Here is a 21,024-nt window from a genome sequence, read left to right as displayed (position 1 = left end):
GTTATTTCACGCGGCGGCGGAAATATGCATATTTGAAGCCCATCAGAAACAATATGGCAAAATATAGCGCGGCAAGGATGACCAGCGTCGCGCCCAATGCTGCAATGCGCATACCCGGATGGTGCCCCAGTGCCACCCAATCGAACGACTGGTTAAACCAGCGCATCACGCCGGCGAGCACAAGGCACGCGCCGACCAACTGCACGAAAAACAGCCCCCATCCGGCCGATGGCACATAGATCGAGCGCCGACGCAAGCCGGTGAACAGCAGCAGCGCATTTACGCATGCACCGATGCCGATGCTCAGCGACAAGCCCGCATGTGCAAGATGGGGCACGAACACGACATTGCACACTTGCGTGACGACTAGTACCGCCAACGCGATCTTCACCGGTGTCTTGATGTCCTGTTTAGCATAAAAACCGGGCGCGAGGATCTTGATCAGGATCAACCCGAGCAACCCCACCCCATAGGCAGCCAGGGCACGCGACACCATCACGACGTCGTGGCCCGAGAACCGTCCATAATTGAACAACGTGGCTGTTAAGGGTTCAGCGTAGACGAACAGCGCGACAGCACTGGGGGCAGCCAGCAGGAAAGTGAGCCGCAAGCCCCAGTCGAGTAGCGCCGAGTATTCCGCCGCATCGGCATCCGCGTGCGCCTTAGATAAACTGGGCAACAGAATCGTGCCGAGCGCGACACCCAGCAACGCGGTCGGGAACTCCATTAGCCGATCCGCGTACGATAACCACGATACGCTGCCGGGCGCCAGGTGCGAAGCGATATTGGTATTGACGATCAGTGATAGCTGGGCGACCGATACCGCGAAGCTGGCAGGCATCATTTTCCACAGGACCCGCTTGACCCCGGGATGGGCCAGCGCGCGAACCGGATTAAGTCCGATCCGGGGCATCATCTGGACGCGTTTCAGCCCTGGCAGTTGCACGAGCAGCTGCAGCACGCCGCCGGCCAACACCGCGAAAGCGAGCGCGTAGATCGGGGTGTCCAAGCGCGGCGCAACGACCAACGCCGCGACGATGAAGCTAACATTGAGCAGGACAGGCGCAAATGCCGGCAGCGAAAAATTCCGATAAGTATTCAAGACGCCGGACGCCAGCGAAGTCAGCGAGATCAGTGCGATGTACGGAAACATGATCCGCGTCATCGTCACCGCGAGTCCGAACGCTTGAGCGTCGTGACGCAACCCCGATGCGACCACCCACACGACGAACCCGGAGCCAGCGATGCCCAGCACCGACAAGCCGACCAGCACCCAGGCCAGCACGGTGGCGGTCGCGTCGACCAGCGTACGCGTCGCCTCGTGCCCCTTCTGGCTCTTAAACTCGGCCAGGATCGGCACGAACGCCTGCGAAAACGCACCCTCGGCGGACAGTCGCCGCAACAGATTCGGGATACGGAACGCGACATTGAACGCGTCGGTGTACGAGCTGGCGCCAAAAGCGCGGGCAATCAGCGTTTCACGCGCCAATCCGGTGATCCGGGAAAGCAAGGTGAAGCCACTGACGGTGACGAGGGCGCGGAGTAGATTCATGCGGCGGCATTATACGGACCCTATGCGACGAACACGACCACGGCACGCTGCGGTAGCCGCGCTTACCGATGACAGCGCGGCGTGGCACTCGTCTCCGGGATCCATGGCAGCGGTCCCGTGTCAGCAGCCCGTGTCAGCAGCCCGTGTCAGCAGTCCGTGGCAGCAGTCCGTGGCAGCAGTCCCAAGCGGCAGTCCCAAGCGGCAGTCCCGGGGCGATGGTAAATGGACCGCCCGCGCCCGTCGCCACTGCAGCTAACCAGACACTTCTACCTAGTTCGATCCGGAAGGGGGACGCCAATTGCGCATCCCGTTGTTTTATTGTTATAATCCGCCGTTTCGATAGTCCGCCGGGCAACCGTTCCCCGCGGCTCATACTCCAATACCGCTGGAAACAGGATAAGGAACCGTCATGGCTAACTCCGCACAAGCTCGCAAGCGTGCCCGTCAGGCCGCGAAAGCCAATTCACACAATTCTGCGCTGCGCTCCAAAATGCGTACCGCGATCAAGGCCGTGCGCAAGGCGATCGAATCCGGCGACAAGGCAAAGGCTGCCGAGGTGCTGAAGCAATCGTCGAAGACGCTGGACATCATCGCCGACAAGAAGATCATCCATAAGAACAAGGCCGCTCGCCACAAGAGCCGCCTGGCCGCTGCCATCAAGGGTCTGGCGCAGGCTGCAGCGTAAAACCCCACGCGCCGGTTGATCGCCCGCGGCGCGGCCCGCCAAGCGGGCGCGTCGTGTGAAGACCCGGTTTCGTCAAAACACACCGAGTCGGCCCAGCGCAACACTGGTGGCGCAGCGATGGAGTAGAGTAGTCGAAGCAAAAGCCCGCAATCGCGGGCTTTTTGCGCTGAGATAGCAACTCAAACCGCAGGGCGCTACGCGGCCACGCCAATTCGGCGGCAGGCGCCGCCCGCAACCGTCGCTCGCCGTCGCCGTTTAGCCGACCTCACGTTTGGGCGCGGCGCGTTGCACTGGATGTTCGATCGGCAGCTCGCAGGCTTCGGTCACCACTAGATCATTGTCCCGGGCGAAATTCATCACGAAATCAAAAGCCATCGGCTCAATGTCGCGCAGCCGCGAATCGACGATCACTGTCTTGATGTCACCGAGCATCACAGGCCGCACGTATAGCGAATACTTCAGCTTCGCGTTCGGCCCCGTCGCCCCTGGACCAAACGACGACATCACACCACACAGCCGCTCCGACCAATCACTCGGCCGAAACTTCTTTCCGTTCTTGGTAATGCCTTGAATGAAGTATTCGGTTGAGGATGAGTCGCCCATGTGGAACACCTGAAAGACAGCCCCGCCAGCACCGGCTCGACGGCACCCGCGAATAGGGCAAATGAGGCTCCGCGACGCACGGACGTGTTTTCCCACGCCGTACTGCCGCGCGACACCACGGCGGCAGGCTCGTCGCGAAAGTCATTCATTATAGCGCACGCGGTCCCTTGCCGCAGCGCACTACCCTGCCCGGGATACCGAATCCGCGCTTCCCCATCGTTCTCGCTACCGTCGCGCTGAGCCTGCCTGCGCGCTGAATAGTCGTCGAGCCGAACCGGGAGCGCGCAACGCACAAGCTGGCGCGCGCCGCCTTTGTTATCCACCGGTGACCCGGCCGTTCGCCCGCAAATGAGAACCGTCCGGCGCAGTGCAAAGTAGAGCGATGCCCGGTCCGGCGCGGCAGCGGGCGTAGGCCGGCTCGTCAAAGGCACCGAAATCCTTTATGCTGGATGGAGTGATCCACATGGCAAGCAGCGGCGCCCGGCGTACTGACCGGCTTAGTCCGCCATATTTGTTTTTATGACCTCCACCAAAACGATTCGCCACTACCTGCAGTTCCGGGATTTTTCTGCCGACGATTACGATTACGTGCTGGAGCGCGCCCGGATTCTGAAACAGAAGTTCAAGAATTACGAAACCTATCACCCGTTGCACGATCGCACGCTGGCCATGATCTTCGAGAAAAACTCGACGCGCACGCGGCTCTCGTTTGAAGCCGGGATCTTCCAACTGGGCGGCCACGCGGTCTTCATGAGCACGCGCGACACACAACTGGGTCGCGGCGAACCGATCGAGGATGCGGCGCAAGTCATATCGCGAATGGTCGACATCATTATGATTCGCACGTTCGGTCAGGACATCCTGCGGCGCTTTGCACAGAATTCGCGCGTTCCGGTCATCAATGGGCTGACCAACGAGTATCACCCGTGCCAAGTGCTGGCAGACGTGTTCACGTTCCATGAGCACCGGGAACCGATCCGTGGCAAAACCGTCGCGTGGGTAGGCGACGCGAATAACATGGCCTATACATGGATCGAGGCCGCGCACATCCTCGGTTTCAAGCTTCGCGTGTCGACACCACCGGGATACAGGCTCAATCACGCCTTGATCGACCCGGCACACCTGGCATCGGTTGAGGAAACCGACGATCCGCGCGCCGCCTGCGAAGGCGCCCACCTGGTCACGACCGATGTGTGGACCAGCATGGGCTTCGAACAAGAAAACGACGCGCGCAAGACCGCGTTCGCGGATTGGTGCGTCGATGCGGAACTGATGGCGCTCGCGCAGCCTGACGCGCTGTTCATGCATTGCCTGCCCGCACATCGCGGCGAGGAAGTGAGCGCCGACGTCATCGACGGTCGGCAGAGCGTCGTGTGGGACGAGGCCGAGAACCGGCTACACGTGCAAAAGGCGCTGATGGAGTTCTTGATGCTCGGCCGCCTGAATCATTAAGTCCTATCGTCGGCCGTGCACCGCGACGGCGGAACGAACCGTCGAGCCGGCCGTTGCAGGACGCCGCACAAATCCAGCACAACACGCCGCTCGCCCATATCGCGGCGCATGGCTGACGCGAGTCGGGATCGGCGCGACACGCCGTGCCTAGCACCCGATGCGCAACAGCCGCCCCGCAGTTCCGGCGGACAGCCGCAGGCTCGCCAGTACCAACGCTGGGGGATGCGCGGATTCAGACGACGAGCGGCTCCATGTCGAGTTCCACGCCGAAGCGCTGGCTGACATCGGCGCGGATCGCCTGCGCCAACGCCAATACCTGTTCGCCGGTCGCGCCACCGCGATTGACCAGTACCAGGGCTTGGCGTTCGTGCACGGCGGCCGCGCCGATTGAGCGCCCTTTCCACCCGCAGCGATCGATCATCCAACCGGCGGCCAGCTTGACGCGGCCATCGTGCTGCATGTAGTACACGATATCCGGCTCCTTCGCGCGCAGCGCCGCAAACTGCTCGGCGTCGACAATCGGATTCTTGAAAAAACTGCCTGCGTTACCCAGGATCGCCGGGTCAGGCAGCTTTTCATGCCGGATCGCGGTAACCGCGTCGAAGATCTGTCGCGCCGTCGGCTTGCCAATCCCGCTCGCGGCGAGCCGGCTTGCCACGTCCGCGTACGAAGCACGGGCACGCCATCGCTTCGGCAAGCGAAACGCAACGGACAGGATGATCAGCCGGTCACGCGCAGCATGCTTGAATACGCTGTCGCGATAGCCGAACGCGCAGGCTTGTGCATCGAGGTCCACGATACGCCCGTCAACCATGTCGAGCGCGCGCAATCGTTCAAAGCGCTCGGCAAGCTCGAGGCCATATGCACCGATATTCTGCACCGGCGCGGCGCCGACCGTACCGGGAATCAGCGCAAGATTCTCCAATCCGGCCATGCCTTGTTGCAGCGTCCAGTCAACGAAGTCGTGCCAGCGCTCGCCGGCAGCGGCCTCGACAATGTAAGCATCGTCGGTCTGCGCGACGACGCGCTTGCCGCGCAAGTCGATCACGAGCGCCAAACCATCGAAGTCGCGCGTGAACACAACGTTGCTGCCCGCGCCCAGCACCAGGCGCGGCATGCCGGCGATCCGCTGATTGGCATGCAGCGCAGCGAGGGCGGCTTCCGAGCGGATCGCACCGCCCAGTCGCGCGCGCACGTTAAAGCCAAACGTATTGTGATCTCGCAGTGAATAGTCCGCCTGCAGCGCATTGGGCGCCAGGTCAGCGTCAGTCAATCGGGACATCGCAAAGGCCATCATGGGTCAACGCCGCCGACGCGCATACGATCCGCTTTGGCGCGGCAGGCATGGCGCGCGATTGGCAAAACGCAGGCCATCGGTAAAATGACAAAATGTGTCGCATTATAGCGGCTCGTCACGATTGTCCCGGCATCGCGCACTGGGCGTCGCGCAGCCGTGCTGGCAATTCTTTCGGGAGAAAATGCAATGCCGTCGTTCGATGTAGTCGTGGAAGCCAACATGGTTGAGGTCAAGAACGCGGTCGAACAGTCGAACAAGGAAATCTCGACGCGCTTCGACTTCAAGGGATCGGATGCGCGCGTCGAGCAAAAGGAGCGTGAGCTGACGCTGTTCGCCGACGATGATTTCAAGCTGGGCCAGGTTAAGGACGTGTTGCTGCAGAAAATGGCTAAGCGCCAGGTCGACGTACGCTTTCTCGACTACGGCAAAATCGAGAAAATCGGCGGCGACAAAGTCAAGCAACTCGTCACCGTTAAAAAAGGCGTGGCGGGCGATCTCGCGAAAAAGATCGTCAAGCTAGTCAAAGACAGCAAGATCAAAGTGCAAGCTAGCATACAGGGCGACGCAGTGCGCGTGAGCGGCGCCAAGCGCGACGATCTGCAATCCGTCATTGCGATGCTGCGCAAAGAGGTGAGCGACGCCCCGCTCGACTTCAATAATTTTCGCGACTGAGCGGCGCTTTGCCTAGCAGCCTCGGCCGTCACCGCCGTGCATCGGATGCGCCTTTTTTGTCGCCAATCCGGCTCTCCTGTCCGGCCAGGAGCTTGCTGATATTCGCGCGGTGCCGCCACACCAACAACACGTTCATCGCGATAATGGCACCGGCGATCGGGTTGCCACCGAACATGAAAAGGTCGAACAACGGCGCGAACAGCGCCGAGATCAGTGCGGCCAACGATGAATAGCGGAAAAAGAAAGCAATGATCAGCCACGTGGCGGCAGTCGCGATGCCGAGTACCGGGTCGATTCCGAGCAGCACGCCAGCCGCGGTGGCCACGCCCTTACCACCCTTGAAACGGAAGAACACTGGATACAAGTGGCCGAGAAATACGGCGATCGATGCCAACGCCACCGAGAATGCGTCGAGCCCGTATGCGGCGCCGACATGCTTGACGAGCCACACGGCAAGCCATCCTTTGAAAGCGTCGCCAAGCAGCGTCAGAACCGCCGCCGCCTTGTTGCCGCTGCGCAGCACATTGGTCGCGCCAGGGTTCTTCGAGCCATAGGTGCGCGGGTCGGATAGTCCCATTGCGGCGCTGACGATCACCGCGAACGATATCGAGCCGATCAGGTACGCCGCGACGGCGACAAGCAGGTTAGCCATGGAGGAGGATGTGCAACTCGTTCAAAGCGCGTCATTCTACCTAACCCCGGTCGTGCCCAGGCGCGCGCGAAAACTTGCTGCGCCGACGCATAACGCATAACGCATGGCGCATGGCGCATGGCGCACGAAGCACGAAGCACGAAGCACGAAGCATGGCACATGACGCAAGACAGCGCGCTGCATGCCGCAATCCCACGCGTTCAGTCAGGGCTCGCGCAGTCTACTGGCGTGGCGGCCAGCAGTGTCGTGAGTACCGCCGGAGCAAGGCTCACAAGGTAACCGCGACGCCCGCCGTTCAGGTAAATCCGTTCGAGCAACAGGATCGTGCGTTCCACGTACACTGGCAGCGGCTTGCGCGTGCCGAATGGTGACGTGCCGCCGACCAAGTAGCCCGAATGCCGGTTCGCGACGTCGGGCCTGCACGGCTCGATACGCTTGGCACCGATTTGACGCGCCAGGTTCTTGGTCGACACCGTGCGATCGCCGTGCATCAGCACGATCAGCGGTTTCGCGTGCTCATCCTCCATCACCAGCGTCTTGATCACACAATGCTCGGGTACACCGAGCTGCCGCGCGGATTCGGCGGTGCCGCCGTGCTCCACGTACTCGTAGAGATGCTCGCCGAACTCGACATGGTGATGTCGCAGTAGTTGGGTGGCCGGCGTTTGTGAAACGTGTTTGTTCTTCGCCATAAAGATCCGTCTTGACATCCTCCCCCGCTTAAATTCTGGGGATTCCTACGGCGCTCGCCTCGGCATTGAGCCGCAGTGAGTCGCTTCGGTGGGTTCCTATTGCTGGTGGCATGACTGCAACGCTCACTTCACAGGCAAGGCGGGCATGTCCCGCCCTTAAAATGTTAATCGCGCCAGCCATTTTCGGCCACGAGTGCAATTGAGATTGTGCGCATCATCGACGCACGGCAGGACTACCCAAAGGGGAAACGAAAATGAGGACGCTGTGCGCGCTCATCCTCGTGAGCGCGGTTTTAATTAGCCTGTCCTGAACAATTCGCTTTGCTCTGCGGCGAATTCATGCTGCTGACACCATGTGAGCCTCACGATTGAGCAGAGCAAGCCCGATCAGGGCGCAAAAAAGCCGCAGCTTGCGCAGGATCATGCGCAGGTTGTGGCCGGCGCCGCACAGCACCGCATGAATCGCATCGCCCAGCGTACCCTTGAGCCAATTTCGATCGAGCTTGCCGTCTGACTTCATGTGTCCGATGGCCGGCTCGATTGCACTGCGACGCCGAATCATTGCTCGCAGGCCGCGCGTAATGCCGCGTCGCAAGCCGGGATAATAGAGCTTCACGCCATCGACCGCGACGCCCTTGTAGCCGCGGTCCACGACAGCCATTTGCGGCTGAACGTCGCTCAGGATCGCCGCCTGTTCCAACGCTTCGGCCAGCGTGTGTCCATCGTAGGGATTGCCGGGCATCGAACGAGCTCCGATTACCAGACCCTCCTTGTGCGTCGTCGTGATCGACACCTTCACGCCGAATTCGTACGGCTTGCGTGGTTTGCCTTTCGCCAAGCACTCGACTTCCGGCGCATGCAGCGCATACAGCTTGTTTTTGTCCTTGTGCTTTTGCGTGAGAATTCGCTTCGTGCGGCCAATCAGCGCTTCCAACGCCGCGCGACTTTGCTCAGCGACGCCGTCCAGCTGCCTCTGGACATCACGCATCACGCGTCCTACTCGAGAACGCAAAGTGCGCAGCGCTTTGTTCATCCGCTTGTACTGCTTTGCATGCGCATAGCGGCCTACCTGGCTTGCCAGACGCGGCGCCTCGCGATTGTAATTTTGCCGCAGCTTCAGCCTGTGCCGGGCGGCCGCTTTTACCAGATGTTCCCGGCAACGTTCGAGCAGACGCGAGTCGGTAGGATGCGCAATCGCCTTTTCCATCACCGTTGTATCGACAATCAAGCGCTTCAGGCTCGAAGTCTTGATGACGTTCGCGCGTTTGGCCGCTTCGATCGTCTCGGCCAACAGTTCTTCAACGCCGGCTTCGCCTAGCCGCTTGCGCCAGCGCGTCAGGCTCGACGGATCAATCGGCGGCTTCGTCTGCAAGTACGTCTGGCCGGTGAACACCTGCCAATATGGGTTCTCCAGCCATTGCCAGACCAAGTCCTCATCCGACAAGTCGAACGCATGCTGCAAGTACAGCAGCCCCGCGATCAAACGCGGCGACGTTGCCGGCCGGCCGCGCTGCGACACGAAGCTCGCGCTCATCGCCGTGCTCAATCGGTCCCAATCAATCAGATCGGCCAGACGAACCAATGGATGCTTTAAGTTGATCTGCTCGCGCAGCGGCTGGCGGAACAAATCTCCCTCTGGCGCCGGCGTCTTCGGACCCATTCAACCCTCGTCGAAATTTGCAGGAAATTCACGCCAATATGCCTGCCTCTTGCAATTCCCACAATACCTTTTCAGCTTCCCAGCCTTGCTGCATAAGCCTGGACGGATTGTTCAGGTCCGACCAAGTATCCTCCTACCGTACCTAATCCCAGTTGAGGCGGCAGGTTCGTTGTCTGCGGCGCCGCACTGAAGATCGTACTGTCGTTGCGCTGATACCCAGACGCCGTGCCGAACAACGGCACCGCATTGCCCCACTGGTCTTTTCCGATCGTCTCGCCAGGATGGGTCGCCGCATAAGCATTCAAATAATTCGATGCATCCTGGTCCCAACCGCCCTGGATCGCCGCTGTCGTGTCCACCTGACGCAACAATTGGGCCGCGAGCCTATCGGTAGCTTCCTCTACCGCCATTCCAGCATGCGCCGCCGCGTACGCAGGTGCGATGTCTTATTCAATGCGCTTTTTTCGTCTTTGCGCGGATTCGCCTCCTGATGCAACTGCCGGTTGATGCGACTGCCGGTTGATGCGACTGTTATCCGAAACCGCCCTTGACCTAAGATGTGTACGAGGTAAGCTTAGTTAAGCCTCGTATCTATTTTGTCCTGTCCTTCTCAGTATCCCCCCCTTTTCTTTATAGCTCTCCCGAGCTTTATGATAAGAGCTGTCGAGCGGCTTAATATTGAGCATGGCCGCTCGACTAGAATACCCTGCTATCGCGGCAAAAAACAGACCTAATGTAAAAAGTAGTGCTGAGTGCCAGTACTCCAAACTTATGTATCCAAGCCCTACACCGATTGCGTAAAATCCAATGCGGACGCTCCTAGTTAGGTTGCCGTTGTCAATAATCTTAAATCTTTTCATTTTTTCAGAATTTCTGAATTTTTTTGCTTGATTACCCAGTCCGATCCTTTTATGTAATTTCCTAGCTCGTTGATCACTGGCCCCCAAAGCGGATACTTCTCTGTTGCAGTGAAAGTTCCAAGATCGATAAAACTATCAACCCCAAACGCAACCGGATTCGGCCTGAACACTTGCTCCACGGCACTAGCGCCCAAATCAACCATTGCCGCACTGAGTGTAAGTGTCGTAGCAGCAGGAGCATACGGCGAAGGTATGGCCGCAATCGCACCCGTTGTCGCACCAAACCGGCCAGCTGCTGCCGATAAAGCAGCAGCAGTATCCGCAATCTGCTCCTTCGGTAAATCCGGCGGATAATAAAGCATTCCCGCTGGCGCTAGTCCCGCTGCACACTCTGCCGTCGCACAGGGCTTCGCCGGGGGCTTGAGCGCATACCTTCGCGGTCCTAGCTCTGGTTGCATGGGCGCCGCGGTGTAGCTGATCGTGCTTGGCACATCGCTGCTGCTCATCGCATCCACGATATACCGCTGCAGCTCAGCATTATTCCTTACCGTCGCCTGAGTTAGGATTGGCTTACCGTCCGCAGTCTCACCTGCATATACCCACTTGGCCTCTGCATCCGTCGGACGCTGTTCACCGATCAAGGTGTCGGGACTTCCGGCATAAGTTTGGCCACCTTCTGTCATCGACATCTGCCGCATCTGGTCTTCGATCTGCTGCTGGCTGTATTTGTCACCACTCTTTTCTGCAAGCTGTTGGGCCAACGCTTTTTCCTGCGGATGCAACTGCCTGTTGAACCGATCGACGTTGTACGCCGCCTGCGCACCCTGCGTTCCCCCAACCACGCCCCCCGCCACGCTCGACATCACATTCGCCACAATGTTGCCCAGCGTCTTGTCCAAGTCCGCATTGCCGGTCGGCTTCTGATCCGCAATCTGCCGGCTCACCGCATCAAGCTTATTCGCCAGCAACGCCGATACCAACGACCCCGCGCCGCTTTGCGCCGCCCCCAACAGCCCTCCGCCAATGCCTCCCACTAGCGAGCCACCCGCGCTCTGCAGGCCAACACGGTAGCGCCCGCTCTCGTCCCATTGCTCCGCTTCAGCTAGATACTGCTGCTTCTGTTGCGGATCGTCGCTCTCGCTAGCCGCCTGGAGCAAGGCGTCGCGCTTGGCATCCGCCACGTCCCCGATCCGCCGCGCAACCGCCTCGCCGGCGTCACGCATCGCGCTCATCAGCTCACCCTGATTCTGCAAGCTCTGCTGGATGTCCGGCGTCTTGTCCACCCGACCGTTCAGATTCGTCGCACCGCGGTTCAGCCCCGCGATAGCCTGCTTTTGTTGATCAGGGTTCGTGATCTCGATCTCAGCAGCGCTGATCGCGCTCTGCGTTCTTGCCCGCCGACTTGCGAAACGCAAGAGCGTAAACAGCACGCTCACCCAGGCCCGACGCATCGTTTCCCGTGGATGCAGATCACCAATGACCTGCTTGCTCACGCCGGATTCCTATCCGGTCAGCATGTCCTCTTAGCGTCAGTTATCGGTACCCACGCATTACCACCACATCAGACATCACTACATGATCACCGGCGTGCCCATTATCCCCTGACACCGCAGCAGGCAAACGCCACAGACGATGAACTCAGCATATGCTGGTTGTTCACCATTTCAGACTATCGGCCTGATGACTTCTTTTCACTGAACCACGTCACTGTTCCTGCGAACAAACTGAACAGAACAACAAACACTGCCATTCGGCCAGCCCGATTCCACGTTGGCAATTGATACGGAATGTCGTACAGCAGCCATAGCACCGCAGGGCCAGCGGCAAGTTCGATGATAGTGATGCCGATTCCCATTGCAATCAGCCAGAGCAGCACGTAGCACATCCAACGGAACCATTCAAAGGCAGTCTTCGATTTCATTCCTTGCCGCCCCTATCAATCCTGTTCTGTACAGCCGAGCCAGTCGTCTCTTGCGCCGCGCCACCCAATGCACTGCCAACCCAGGACGGAATCGTACTCGGCGGTACATACTTCGACATCCCCATCCCAACATCCACCCACTCCTGCCGATACCAAGGATTCAGCACGTCATTGAGCTTGCCCTCAATTTTGGCTCCAATCGGATACCCAATCACCGTCCCCACCGCCGCGCCCCCCATCGCCGCATTCGGGTTCTGACCTTGCAGTGCTGAGCCGGTCAACGCACCGCCGACTCCCGTCATGAACACCGGAGCAAATTTCATCCCCGTCGATACCGCGCTCGTCACTCCCGACAACGCAAAGCTCGTCCAGTCAAACGGCTGATCACCCATGAGTTGGACACCTCCATTAGCTCCCAGCCCCAAAAGCGCACCCGCGCCCATCATGCCCGCCGGAGCCAACGAACCACCCGCGGCCAAACCTAGACCCATCATCCCCGTGCCCGCCACCGTTGCACCAACCGGATCCTTATTGATGTTCGACGTCACTAGCTCGTTATACGTCTGTCCCCGCCCAAGCTGGCTCTGCCCTGCGTCATATGCCCCTTGGTTCGGCTTGATGTACTGGCTGTTGTAATCATGATCCGCATACTGCAGATCCTTCTTATCACCGTAGCAATTCAGATTTTGGCAACCTACAATACTGCGAATCTCGTAATCATGCTTGCTGCCTGTCGCTTCCGCCGCCTGCTGATCCGAATTGCGCAGTATTTCCGCTACGATCCGGCCTTCCGCTTCCTGCTCACTAATCTTGAGCTGCTGCGCCACCAGCTTCGCATGCCGCTTCGCTAAATCGTATTCGCCCTGATGCAACTGCCGATTAAACCGATCGACGTTATACGCCGCCTGCGCACCCTGCGTTCCCCCAATCACGCCCCCCGCCACGCTCGACATCACATTCGCCACCAAGTTGCCCAGCGTCTTGTCCAAGTCCGCATTACCGGTCGGCTTCTGATCCGCAATCTGCCGGCTCACCGCATCAAGCTTATTCGCCAGCAACGCCGATACCAACGACCCCGCGCCGCTTTGCGCCGCCCCCAACAGCCCTCCGCCAATGCCTCCCACCAGCGAGCCACCCGCGCTCTGCAGACCAACACGGTAGCGCCCGCTCTCACCCCATTGCTCCGCTTCAGCCAAATACTGCTGCTTCTGTTGCGGATCGTCGCTCTCGCTAGCCGCCTGGAGCAAGGCGTCGCGCTTGGCATCCGCCACGTCCCCGATCCGACGCGCAACCGCCTCGCCGGCATCACGCATCGCGCTCATCAGCTCGCCCTGATTCTGCAAACTCTGCTGGACGTCCGGCGTCTTGTCCACCCGACCGTTCAGATTCGTCGCATCGCGGTTCAGCCCCGCGATAGCCTGCTTTTGTTGATCAGGGTTCGTGATCTCGATCTCAGCAGCGCTGATCGCGCTTTGCGTACGGGCACGGCTACTGCCGCTTTCACTCAGATACAGCGGCGACGCCCCCCCGGCATTCTTGCCCGAGCTCGATCCGGTCGGCTGATACACATTGCCGCCGTCGCCTGTCGTCGCGCCACCACTGATGCCCAAGGTGCTTGCCTGGTAATCCGAGTGGTTCTCAATCGCCGAGTAGCTCAGCGTGCCAGTCTTCAGACGATTCTGCGCTTTCACCGCCTCACTCGCAATAAACGCCCCCTTCAGATCGGTGTTGCCCTTCACGGCAATGTCAAAACCGCCTTCGCCAGCCTCGATCCCCGCCTGCTCGGTAACGCTCGCGTAATTGCCACGCGCGTTGCCGTTCTGCACGTTGAAACTGGCACTGCCCCCGCCCTGGCTCACGTTCAGCCCGACGCCCGCGCTATGCTGGCGCGCCGCACTTACGCTGGTGTCCTGGACGCTCGCCACATTCAGGTCGCCCTGCACGTCGGCGACCACCCGATTGCCCTTCACGTTCGCGCCCACAACGTTCGTATCGCCACCGCTCTTAATCGTCACGCTCTCGCGTGCGCGAACGTGCGTGTTGTTCTGCATCGCCCCGTCCGAGTTGCCGTCGCCGTTGGCACGCGCGGCCGACGCCGACACGCCAAGCCCCTTCGTGCCAATCGATACGCCGACGCTGCCGCTTGTCGAGCCATGGTCGTGACGCACACGCTCAGTGTCGGTGCTGTTGAGCAGATCGACCCGATCGGTGGCCGCAAGGTGGACGTTTTGCGCATCAATCTGCGAGCCGCGAATGATTACGTTCCCTTGGCCTGGGTCCTTCTCGCCCGTCGCCTGGAATTTTGTGAGCCCGCCTGCCTGCACGCGATTGCCGCGCGCCTGCGTACTGTCCTCGCTGAACACTGAGCGGCTGCCGGACGAGCCGATGCTCACCGTCAGCTTCGCTTCGGGCATCTCGCCCTTGGCCAGCGTGCCTAATTCGCCCGGCACTGACTGGTACGCATCGTACAGGCCACTGGCCCCGGCTAGCCCGCGCAGCGCCCGTACCCGATCGTCTTGACTGTGGGCACCCGCGCTGGCCTGCTGTACCACATTATTCACCGCTGCGATGCCCGGCGTTTGGATCCCGAGCGTCACGCCGCTTTGCCGCATCGCCTGTTGTCCGCTATGGTGCTGTTCATCAGTCGCAGTCTGCAGCGTCACCGTCTTCGCCGTGCCCACCACGTCCTTCGCGGCGATGAGGTCGCTGCCTTTCACGTGCAACTCGTTGCCCGCCTCGATCGTCACGCTGTCCTTGACCGAACCGACCACGCTGCCGTGATGCGTGAGCGACGAGGATTGCGCCTGGTCCGATTGCGCGCGCGAGCCAATCGTCACGGCCAGTCCGTCTCCGGCTAGCAGGCCCGATTGACGGTGGCGGTAGTCATTCGATTCCTGCGCCGTGCTTTGCGCGGTACCGATATTCACGTTGTTTGCCGCCGCCAATGCCGTGCCATGCGTGCTCACCACGGCACTGCCCCGCACGTTCAGGTCATGACCCGCTGATACGCTCACCGTCTCACCTGACACCAGTGAGCCGTGCGCGTTGCTGCCCGCATAACTGCGCGCAGTATCCGTTGATGAACTTGACAAAAATTTGTCCGCTTCGGAATGGCTGGCTGCATCGCCGCGGGTACGCGTACGCGTCTGGGCGATCGTTACGTCGCCCGACGCAGCTAGGTTCACCGCGCCATTACCCTGTCCTTTCGTGCCGGCCACAATATTTGAACCCAGCACTTCAAGCCGTTTGCCGGACGCAGCTTGACCCGCCACCACCGTGGCACTACCGCCTGTTGACAGCTGGCTAGCTACGTTCGTCTCCACCATATGATTGTCATACGCCCAATCACGACCATGCGCACCGGTCAAATTCACAGCGGCGCGATTTGTCGCGCCCCGGATGGTGACATGACCAGCGCCGACAAGCGCCATATCCGCGTCCGATGTCAGCGTGCTACCCGTCACACCAATATCGCCACCGCTCGCTACGCCCAGGCTGCCGCCCGTGTGCAGCGCACTGCCCACCTGTGTCGTATTCTGATATGCGCTGGTATTGCGCGCATCGCTGTGCGTCTGAATGGTCGAGCCCGTCTCCACTGTACCGATGTTCACCGCGTGGCCTGCCATCACGCCAAGGTTGCCCCCCGTTGTCACCCGCGCGCCTTTCACCGTCAGGTCATGACCGGCCTGCATCAGCATCTCACCGCTCGCGTTCAGCGTACCGAGCGCGCCGATCGACGTATGCGTCGACGTGCCGGTCGTGAAATGCTGGGCCTCAGTACGAGTGAGCGACTGATTGATGATGTCGCGGCCGGCCATCAAGGCGAGGTTGTCGGCATGGATGGCTCCCCCCAAATTCTGGATGTCGTTGCTCGCAGCCAGTGCCGCATCGCCCTTTGCAGCGATCGTCCCGCCTTGATTCACGATGTCTGTGCCCTTGATCTGAACGGTATTGCCCGAGATCAGTGCGCCGCTCGGCGTCACATCGACGTGGTTCGATTTCGCGAGGTAGACTTGTGGCGCAAGTACCGTCTGCTGGCTACCATCCGCTAGCGTGATCGTTTGATTCACCAACCAGACGATGTCCGTCGTCAGTGCCTCCATCTGGGCGTCCGTTAGCGCTATGCCGGGTTTTAGGCTGAACTGTTTGCCAAACACCGCGCCATGAGTCATCAGCTGCTTGTATTCGTCCTCGTTGCTGGTAAAGCCCTCCAGATAGCGTTTGCCCGTCAGCTGAGTCACCTGTGCCATGACCAGCTGCGACTCGTAATAGCCGTCACCGATCCGTTTTTGAACGGTTTGCGGGTTCAAATCGAGCTGGCCAAGCATGTAATCACTCGAGACGAACTGGGTATAGCTTGTGAAACGCGGATCAGTGACCACCAGATACGGATGATTGGGTGCCGATTGGATGGTAAACAAACCACTCGTGGGCAACTTCAGTTGAGGCCGGCTAGTGCGCACGCCCGCGACCGTCTTAATTACACCGGGCGTACCTGAGCGCTGTTTTGCGCCCCTCGGGGCGCCCACGCCTTGGCCCTTAAGATCGATATCCGGCAGGCCCAGTGCAGCTGCGTCCGCGCCCACCGGTACGGGCGTCGCCTGCACACTGATATTGCGAGTCTCGCCTGCATCAATGGTGACAGCCTGGTTGCTCGTGACCGTGCCGCCGGCGATGCCAGTCGTGAAGGTGATGGAGGGATTCGTCCACGTAACCCACTGTGCCGGGGTGCCGGGATAGGGATCTTTCACGTGGTTATACCCGGATTGGTTGGTGAATGAATACGTTTTGGTCAACTGGGTTGACGTATTCTTAATCACCGCGGCGCCATGACCATTCGGCACCTTTTGGCCATTGACGTTCAAGTCGCCACCCGCGGCGATCGTGCCATTGTCGTTGTTCACCAGCTCACCGATCGTCAAGTTCATCGCCGCGCCTGAGGTCAACAGCGCGGGCGCACCGCTGTTGGGCGACAATTCGGTCTCGGTCACCGTTTGGTGAGCGATCCGCTGGGTCTCGACCGGCCAATGGCCTTCACGGCGCCTCTCTGTTTCTTTCATAAACTGCGTGTTCGGGTCGGTATAGCCCGGGTAAGTTTCGATTCGCACACAGTCTGTTGTGCAATTACCGTAATGGTTCGAGTAGGCCGTATTGCTAAAACTTCTCAAATAGGTATTTTTTGAAAACTTTTCATCCCACGCGGTACCGCCCTGCTGATCCGGATTCGATTGTCCGTGTTTTACATCATACGCATAGAGTGTCACTTGACCGGCCGGGAGCGTAACACGCCAATCTTGCTGATACTGGGTTTGATACAGGCCACTATTCTTCCACTCGAACACCGATGCATTCCACGGCAGGTTCACAACAAGCTGAGTCACCCAATAGCCGTCCGGCGTCAGGATCGGTGTCGATGAGATGATATCGGCTGGATTGACATAGTACGCGTGGTGCATGTGCACATTCGCATCTTGGAACGCGGGTGAACTACCCGGCGGAGAGGGCCTCCACCACGGCAACTGGCGCATGGTGTGCGTCGAACTTGACGAACGGGTCTCTGTCTGTACATTTTGACGGATATTGTTGAGCTGACGGGCCGCGATGTTCATCAGACCATGCGCTTCCATCGTCGACGACAAATTGTTCACCGTGTCAATTAGATTAATCAGTCTGCCGCTTGCATCCTTCTGGTCATCTTTCGCGATGTTTAAGTCGCCGAGACTAACAAGCGTTGCGCCGTTCCGGTTCGTGACAGTGTTGGCTCCATAGAGGTTGACCTGCTGCGTGCCCGCCATGACCGCCCGCGCACCATCGTTGACGATCGTGTTCGCCGTGTGCGTGAGTGTGCCGCCGATGATCGAACCCGTGTTCGTCAGATGCTGGCTGGTCGTCGTAACCGCATGGCCGTCAATTTTCCCTTCGTTGATTAGCTCGCCGCTGCCGGCCTCAAGCGTAGTTATCCCCGTGCCAGTCACCCCTTGTATGCCCGACCTGATCTCGCCTCGATTGATTAAACCGTTCGAGCGGGTGGTCAGATTACCGACTGCCGACAGCTTGCCAGTGTTCGTCAGCTGACCCGTCGTTGAGAAGGTCAGGTTGCGGTTTGCAGTGATCTGGTTGTTCGCACCGTGCGTGTAGTCGTCTTGCAGTGAAATGGCCGCATCGCGACCGCCGATGAGCTGACCATCGCCGATGAGCGAGACCGCGCTGAGCTTCAGGTCCCGTGCGCTCGCGATGGTGCCGGCATGCTGAGTCAGCACGCCGGTCTGAATCGTAATGTCGCCACTTGAGCCTTTCGGATTCGCGATCTGGCCGCTCGTGTTGTCAAGGCTCGCGACAGTCAGCTTGACCTTCGTCGCGCTGATCTGGCCGTCCACATTCGATAAGACGGCGTGCGGCTGCTCGACGGTCAGCATACCATCCGCCGTGAGTTGGCCCGCATTGGTAAGCTGGTCCGTATTCTTAAAAGTCAGGTCCCGATCGGCGACAATTTGGCCATTCGCGCCGTTTTGCACGGCGGCGCTGTCGATCGTCACGTTCCCTTTGCCGCGAATAACACCCCTATGGGTCTGGCCGTTCGTATTGGCATTATGGAGCGACGCGGCCTTAATCAACGTGTGAACCGTACCGGTGTCGGCGATTTGGCCATTCGTATTGTCGAGCTCTTGGGCGGATACGGCGAGCGTGCCGGTGGAACTCCGGTTGACGAGCTTGCCCTCTTGATTGAAAAGCGTGTCGGCGGACGATACTTCGAGCCCATTCCCGCCTTGCACGACACCTTGATTGTTTTTAAACGTCGACGCAGAGGTAAGTGTGACGGAGCCGGTCTTCGTACGGATGACACCGCCGGTATTGTCAATCGATTGACCGTCCACATTGAGCACACTGGCCGAGTCAATCAAACCACTAAGGTTTGTCAGCGTGCTGGCGCCAGTCACTTTCAGTGTGCCGCTGCCGCCGTGATAAAGCGTGCCGCTATTGTTCGTCAAGCTGCCTGCTTCAGACTTGAGCGTTAGATTTTCGCCGTTGCTTCGAATCGTGCCCAATGTATTATCGAACTTGTGGGTTATGCGAACCACTGTGTCGCCTTTGCCCGTTTGTGCAATCACCCCTTTCTCATTCGTGAGCGAATCGGCCGTCACATCCAACCGTTTCGCGCTCAGCGTACCGTCATTGTTATTGATGGACTGGCCGCTGACCTTCAGCATTCCTTTCGCCGTGACGCGACCTCTGTTGGTGAGCGTGCCGGCCTGCACTTTGACGTTGCCATTGCCGCCAATCACGCCGCCTTGATCACCCATCACCGTATGACCCGCCGCGTTCGTCAGTGGGCCCACCGTCGTCACCGACAGCTCATCATCGCTTTTCGATGTGACGCGCCCAGCCGTATTATCCAGTGAGCCGGCCTTCACGAGGACGCGCCCGGCTGCTCGCGCGAGCCCGCGCAGATTGTCCATCTTCCCCGCTACGTCGATATCCAATGTCGATTCTGAAAAAATCTGCCCGTCCTGATTCAACAATGCCGCGGCGCGGATCGTCTGCGTGTCGCCTGACGACAGCTTGCCTTGGTTATGGTTCACTACGCCATCGTCCGCGATGATGCGCGCAGTGCCTTGTGACACCACTTCCGCGCCGGTCAAGTCGATATCGCCAGACTTCGCGTAGAGTTCCAAATGACCGTCGGTAAGTGTGTTGCTGTGCTTCAGGTCAACGGCGGCACCTTCAAGCGTCATGTTGCCGCCCGCCAATTGATGGCCTGTGGCGACCAGTGAACCGGTGGCCTTGACCTCGAGCTCGCCTGCGCTGTCGATCACGCCGTCGGCATCGGCTCCGGCGCCCAACCCACCGCTTGAGTTCACCCTGTGCGCTTCGACCTTCAAGTTGCGTTGGGCTGCGAGCGTACCGACATTACTCAGCAAACTCGCGCTTGAAACCGACACGTCTTGTTTGCCGTAAAGCTTGCCATCATTTTGAATGTCAGCCTGCGCGCGCACGCTTAATAGACCGCTTGCATTGGTTTGACTCGTTGGCGTGAGCGTGAGCTTGCCGTTTGCGCACAGCGTCAAATCACCGGCCTGCGCGCTAATCGTACCCGCGCTGTGCACTCCCACACCGTGTTCGGTGCCAACCATCACAATCCGATCGGCGTACATACCGCCGAGTTGGCCAACGTCAATCGATACGCTTGGCGCCGGCCCGTCGCCTTGAATGGTCGTGGCCGCTAGCGTAGCGTAAGGCACTTGGTTCGCGCCGCTCACCACGTTCAAGTTTTTGGCGCGAATTTCGGTGTTCACCTGCACCGCGCGTGCGATCAGGTCCACTTGATCGATGTTCAACGCATTAAACTTTGCACCATGCACAGTCACCAGCCCACGCGACACATTGAAGCCGGCTAGCGAGCCGTCTGCGCCATAGTACGGTTGTCCGGTCGTCAGCGTCGCCCGGCTCGTGTTGATAAAGCCCCCGCCGTTCACGATAATGCCCGACGGATTAGCGACCACCACCTCAGCGCGCGGACCGGCCACCTCTACAGGGCCACGCAGCTGGCTTGCTTCTAGACTATGAACCTCGTTGACGATGAGGCGCGCCGACTGATTCGGGCCGAAGTGCGGATTGCCGTTGATATAGCCTGCTCGACCCGTTTTAACAATCGCCGAAGCATTGTTTAGGATCGCGCCGGGCGCTTGGACGTCGAACTGATGGTAGTGATTGACCGACACGCCTGCCCCGGACGGCCGGGCAATATCGACCTGCGGCAAACCATTTTGCGTTTGGATGACTCGCGTCTCGCCCCCAGGAGCCGGCACGATTTGCGCAAGACCCCACGCTGGCCACGCGCTCAGCCAGAGCGCCACGAAGCGGGCGCGGCCCACACGCCACACCGGCTCAACACCCACTAGAATCCAACGCGTTGCCATAGAGATTCGCCTCGTTGGGCAATTGAACTACCTTAGTATAAGATTCGCCATTGGCCAACC

General features: G+C 59.7%; 13 protein-coding genes. 3 read left to right on the top strand and 10 right to left on the bottom strand.

Going from position 1 to position 21,024, the window contains the following annotated elements; genetic code table 11:
- Nucleotide 1: 1 nt before the first annotated feature.
- The gene (murJ, locus tag B0B13_RS15170) at nucleotides 2-1,552 is read right to left on the bottom strand and encodes a murein biosynthesis integral membrane protein MurJ (RefSeq protein WP_076796984.1); all 1,551 of its coding nucleotides are present in this window, start codon (nucleotides 1,550-1,552) and stop codon (nucleotides 2-4) included.
- A gap of 409 nt (nucleotides 1,553-1,961) precedes the next feature.
- Here murJ and rpsT point away from each other — a divergent pair, with 409 nt between their 5' ends.
- Entirely contained in the window at nucleotides 1,962-2,237 is a 276-nt protein-coding gene (gene rpsT, locus B0B13_RS15165) for a 30S ribosomal protein S20 (protein WP_013434237.1), read from the top strand.
- Between the two features lie 255 nt (nucleotides 2,238-2,492).
- Here rpsT and B0B13_RS15160 read toward each other — a convergent pair whose 3' ends face one another.
- Entirely contained in the window at nucleotides 2,493-2,840 is a 348-nt protein-coding gene (locus B0B13_RS15160; RefSeq protein ID WP_076785401.1) for a DUF3579 domain-containing protein, read from the bottom strand.
- Between the two features lie 519 nt (nucleotides 2,841-3,359).
- On the opposite strand from B0B13_RS15160, the gene argF reads away from it, so the two are divergent.
- Nucleotides 3,360-4,292: an ornithine carbamoyltransferase gene (gene argF, locus B0B13_RS15155; protein ID WP_076796983.1), complete on the top strand. Its 933-nt coding sequence runs from the start codon at nucleotides 3,360-3,362 to the stop codon at nucleotides 4,290-4,292.
- Between the two features lie 232 nt (nucleotides 4,293-4,524).
- Here argF and murB read toward each other — a convergent pair whose 3' ends face one another.
- Nucleotides 4,525-5,574, bottom strand: a complete 1,050-nt coding sequence (murB, locus tag B0B13_RS15150; RefSeq protein WP_076797364.1) for a UDP-N-acetylmuramate dehydrogenase — start codon at nucleotides 5,572-5,574, stop codon at nucleotides 4,525-4,527.
- 201 nt (nucleotides 5,575-5,775) lie between these two features.
- Here murB and B0B13_RS15145 point away from each other — a divergent pair, with 201 nt between their 5' ends.
- Nucleotides 5,776-6,261, top strand: coding sequence for a YajQ family cyclic di-GMP-binding protein (locus B0B13_RS15145; RefSeq protein WP_076796982.1), 486 nt, complete (start codon nucleotides 5,776-5,778; stop codon nucleotides 6,259-6,261).
- Nucleotides 6,262-6,289: 28 nt separating this feature from the next.
- On the opposite strand, the gene plsY is transcribed toward B0B13_RS15145, so the two are convergent.
- From plsY to B0B13_RS15105, 7 genes are all read right to left on the bottom strand, one after another.
- The gene (plsY, locus tag B0B13_RS15140; RefSeq protein WP_076796981.1) at nucleotides 6,290-6,913 is read right to left on the bottom strand and encodes a glycerol-3-phosphate 1-O-acyltransferase PlsY; all 624 of its coding nucleotides are present in this window, start codon (nucleotides 6,911-6,913) and stop codon (nucleotides 6,290-6,292) included.
- A gap of 200 nt (nucleotides 6,914-7,113) precedes the next feature.
- Complete coding sequence (locus B0B13_RS15135; RefSeq protein ID WP_076796980.1) at nucleotides 7,114-7,605, bottom strand: aminoacyl-tRNA deacylase; 492 nt, start codon at nucleotides 7,603-7,605, stop codon at nucleotides 7,114-7,116.
- Between the two features lie 337 nt (nucleotides 7,606-7,942).
- Entirely contained in the window at nucleotides 7,943-9,265 is a 1,323-nt protein-coding gene (locus B0B13_RS15130; protein ID WP_076796979.1) for an IS5 family transposase, read from the bottom strand.
- Nucleotides 9,266-9,336: 71 nt separating this feature from the next.
- On the bottom strand, nucleotides 9,337-9,675 hold the full coding sequence (locus tag B0B13_RS15125; protein WP_237573805.1) for a hypothetical protein: 339 nt from the start codon (nucleotides 9,673-9,675) through the stop codon (nucleotides 9,337-9,339).
- Between the two features lie 446 nt (nucleotides 9,676-10,121).
- A complete protein-coding gene (locus tag B0B13_RS15115; protein WP_076796977.1) occupies nucleotides 10,122-11,618 on the bottom strand; it encodes a hypothetical protein in 1,497 nt (498 codons plus the stop codon).
- A gap of 176 nt (nucleotides 11,619-11,794) precedes the next feature.
- Nucleotides 11,795-12,046 carry a hypothetical protein gene (locus B0B13_RS15110; protein ID WP_076796976.1) on the bottom strand — a complete coding sequence of 84 codons (252 nt, stop codon included), beginning with the start codon at nucleotides 12,044-12,046 and terminating at the stop codon, nucleotides 11,795-11,797.
- Nucleotides 12,043-20,964 (bottom strand): two-partner secretion domain-containing protein, encoded by an 8,922-nt coding sequence (locus B0B13_RS15105; protein WP_076796975.1) that lies wholly within the window; start codon nucleotides 20,962-20,964, stop codon nucleotides 12,043-12,045. Before B0B13_RS15105 ends, B0B13_RS15110 begins: the two co-directional genes overlap by 4 nt.
- Between the last annotated feature and the right edge of the window lie 60 nt (nucleotides 20,965-21,024).

The sequence above is a fragment of the Burkholderia sp. b14 genome, assembly GCF_900156195.1.
In the GTDB taxonomy this organism is placed as follows: Bacteria; Pseudomonadota; Gammaproteobacteria; order Burkholderiales; family Burkholderiaceae; genus Mycetohabitans.
The sequence above is the reverse complement of the archived record's forward strand: the minus strand, read 5'-3'. Positions and strand labels throughout refer to the sequence as shown.

Bases quoted from the DNA above. Each gene is read 5' to 3' on its own strand.
- murJ (WP_076796984.1), bottom strand. From the start codon at position 1,552: ATGAATCTACTCCGCGCCCTCGTCACCGTCAGTGGCTTCACCTTGCTT.
- rpsT (WP_013434237.1), top strand. From the start codon at position 1,962: ATGGCTAACTCCGCACAAGCTCGCAAGCGTGCCCGTCAGGCCGCGAAA.
- B0B13_RS15160 (WP_076785401.1), bottom strand. From the start codon at position 2,840: ATGGGCGACTCATCCTCAACCGAATACTTCATTCAAGGCATTACCAAG.
- argF (WP_076796983.1), top strand. From the start codon at position 3,360: ATGACCTCCACCAAAACGATTCGCCACTACCTGCAGTTCCGGGATTTT.
- murB (WP_076797364.1), bottom strand. From the start codon at position 5,574: ATGTCCCGATTGACTGACGCTGACCTGGCGCCCAATGCGCTGCAGGCG.
- B0B13_RS15145 (WP_076796982.1), top strand. From the start codon at position 5,776: ATGCCGTCGTTCGATGTAGTCGTGGAAGCCAACATGGTTGAGGTCAAG.
- plsY (WP_076796981.1), bottom strand. From the start codon at position 6,913: ATGGCTAACCTGCTTGTCGCCGTCGCGGCGTACCTGATCGGCTCGATA.
- B0B13_RS15135 (WP_076796980.1), bottom strand. From the start codon at position 7,605: ATGGCGAAGAACAAACACGTTTCACAAACGCCGGCCACCCAACTACTG.
- B0B13_RS15130 (WP_076796979.1), bottom strand. From the start codon at position 9,265: ATGGGTCCGAAGACGCCGGCGCCAGAGGGAGATTTGTTCCGCCAGCCG.
- B0B13_RS15125 (WP_237573805.1), bottom strand. From the start codon at position 9,675: ATGGCGGTAGAGGAAGCTACCGATAGGCTCGCGGCCCAATTGTTGCGT.
- B0B13_RS15110 (WP_076796976.1), bottom strand. From the start codon at position 12,046: ATGAAATCGAAGACTGCCTTTGAATGGTTCCGTTGGATGTGCTACGTG.
- B0B13_RS15105 (WP_076796975.1), bottom strand. From the start codon at position 20,964: ATGGCAACGCGTTGGATTCTAGTGGGTGTTGAGCCGGTGTGGCGTGTG.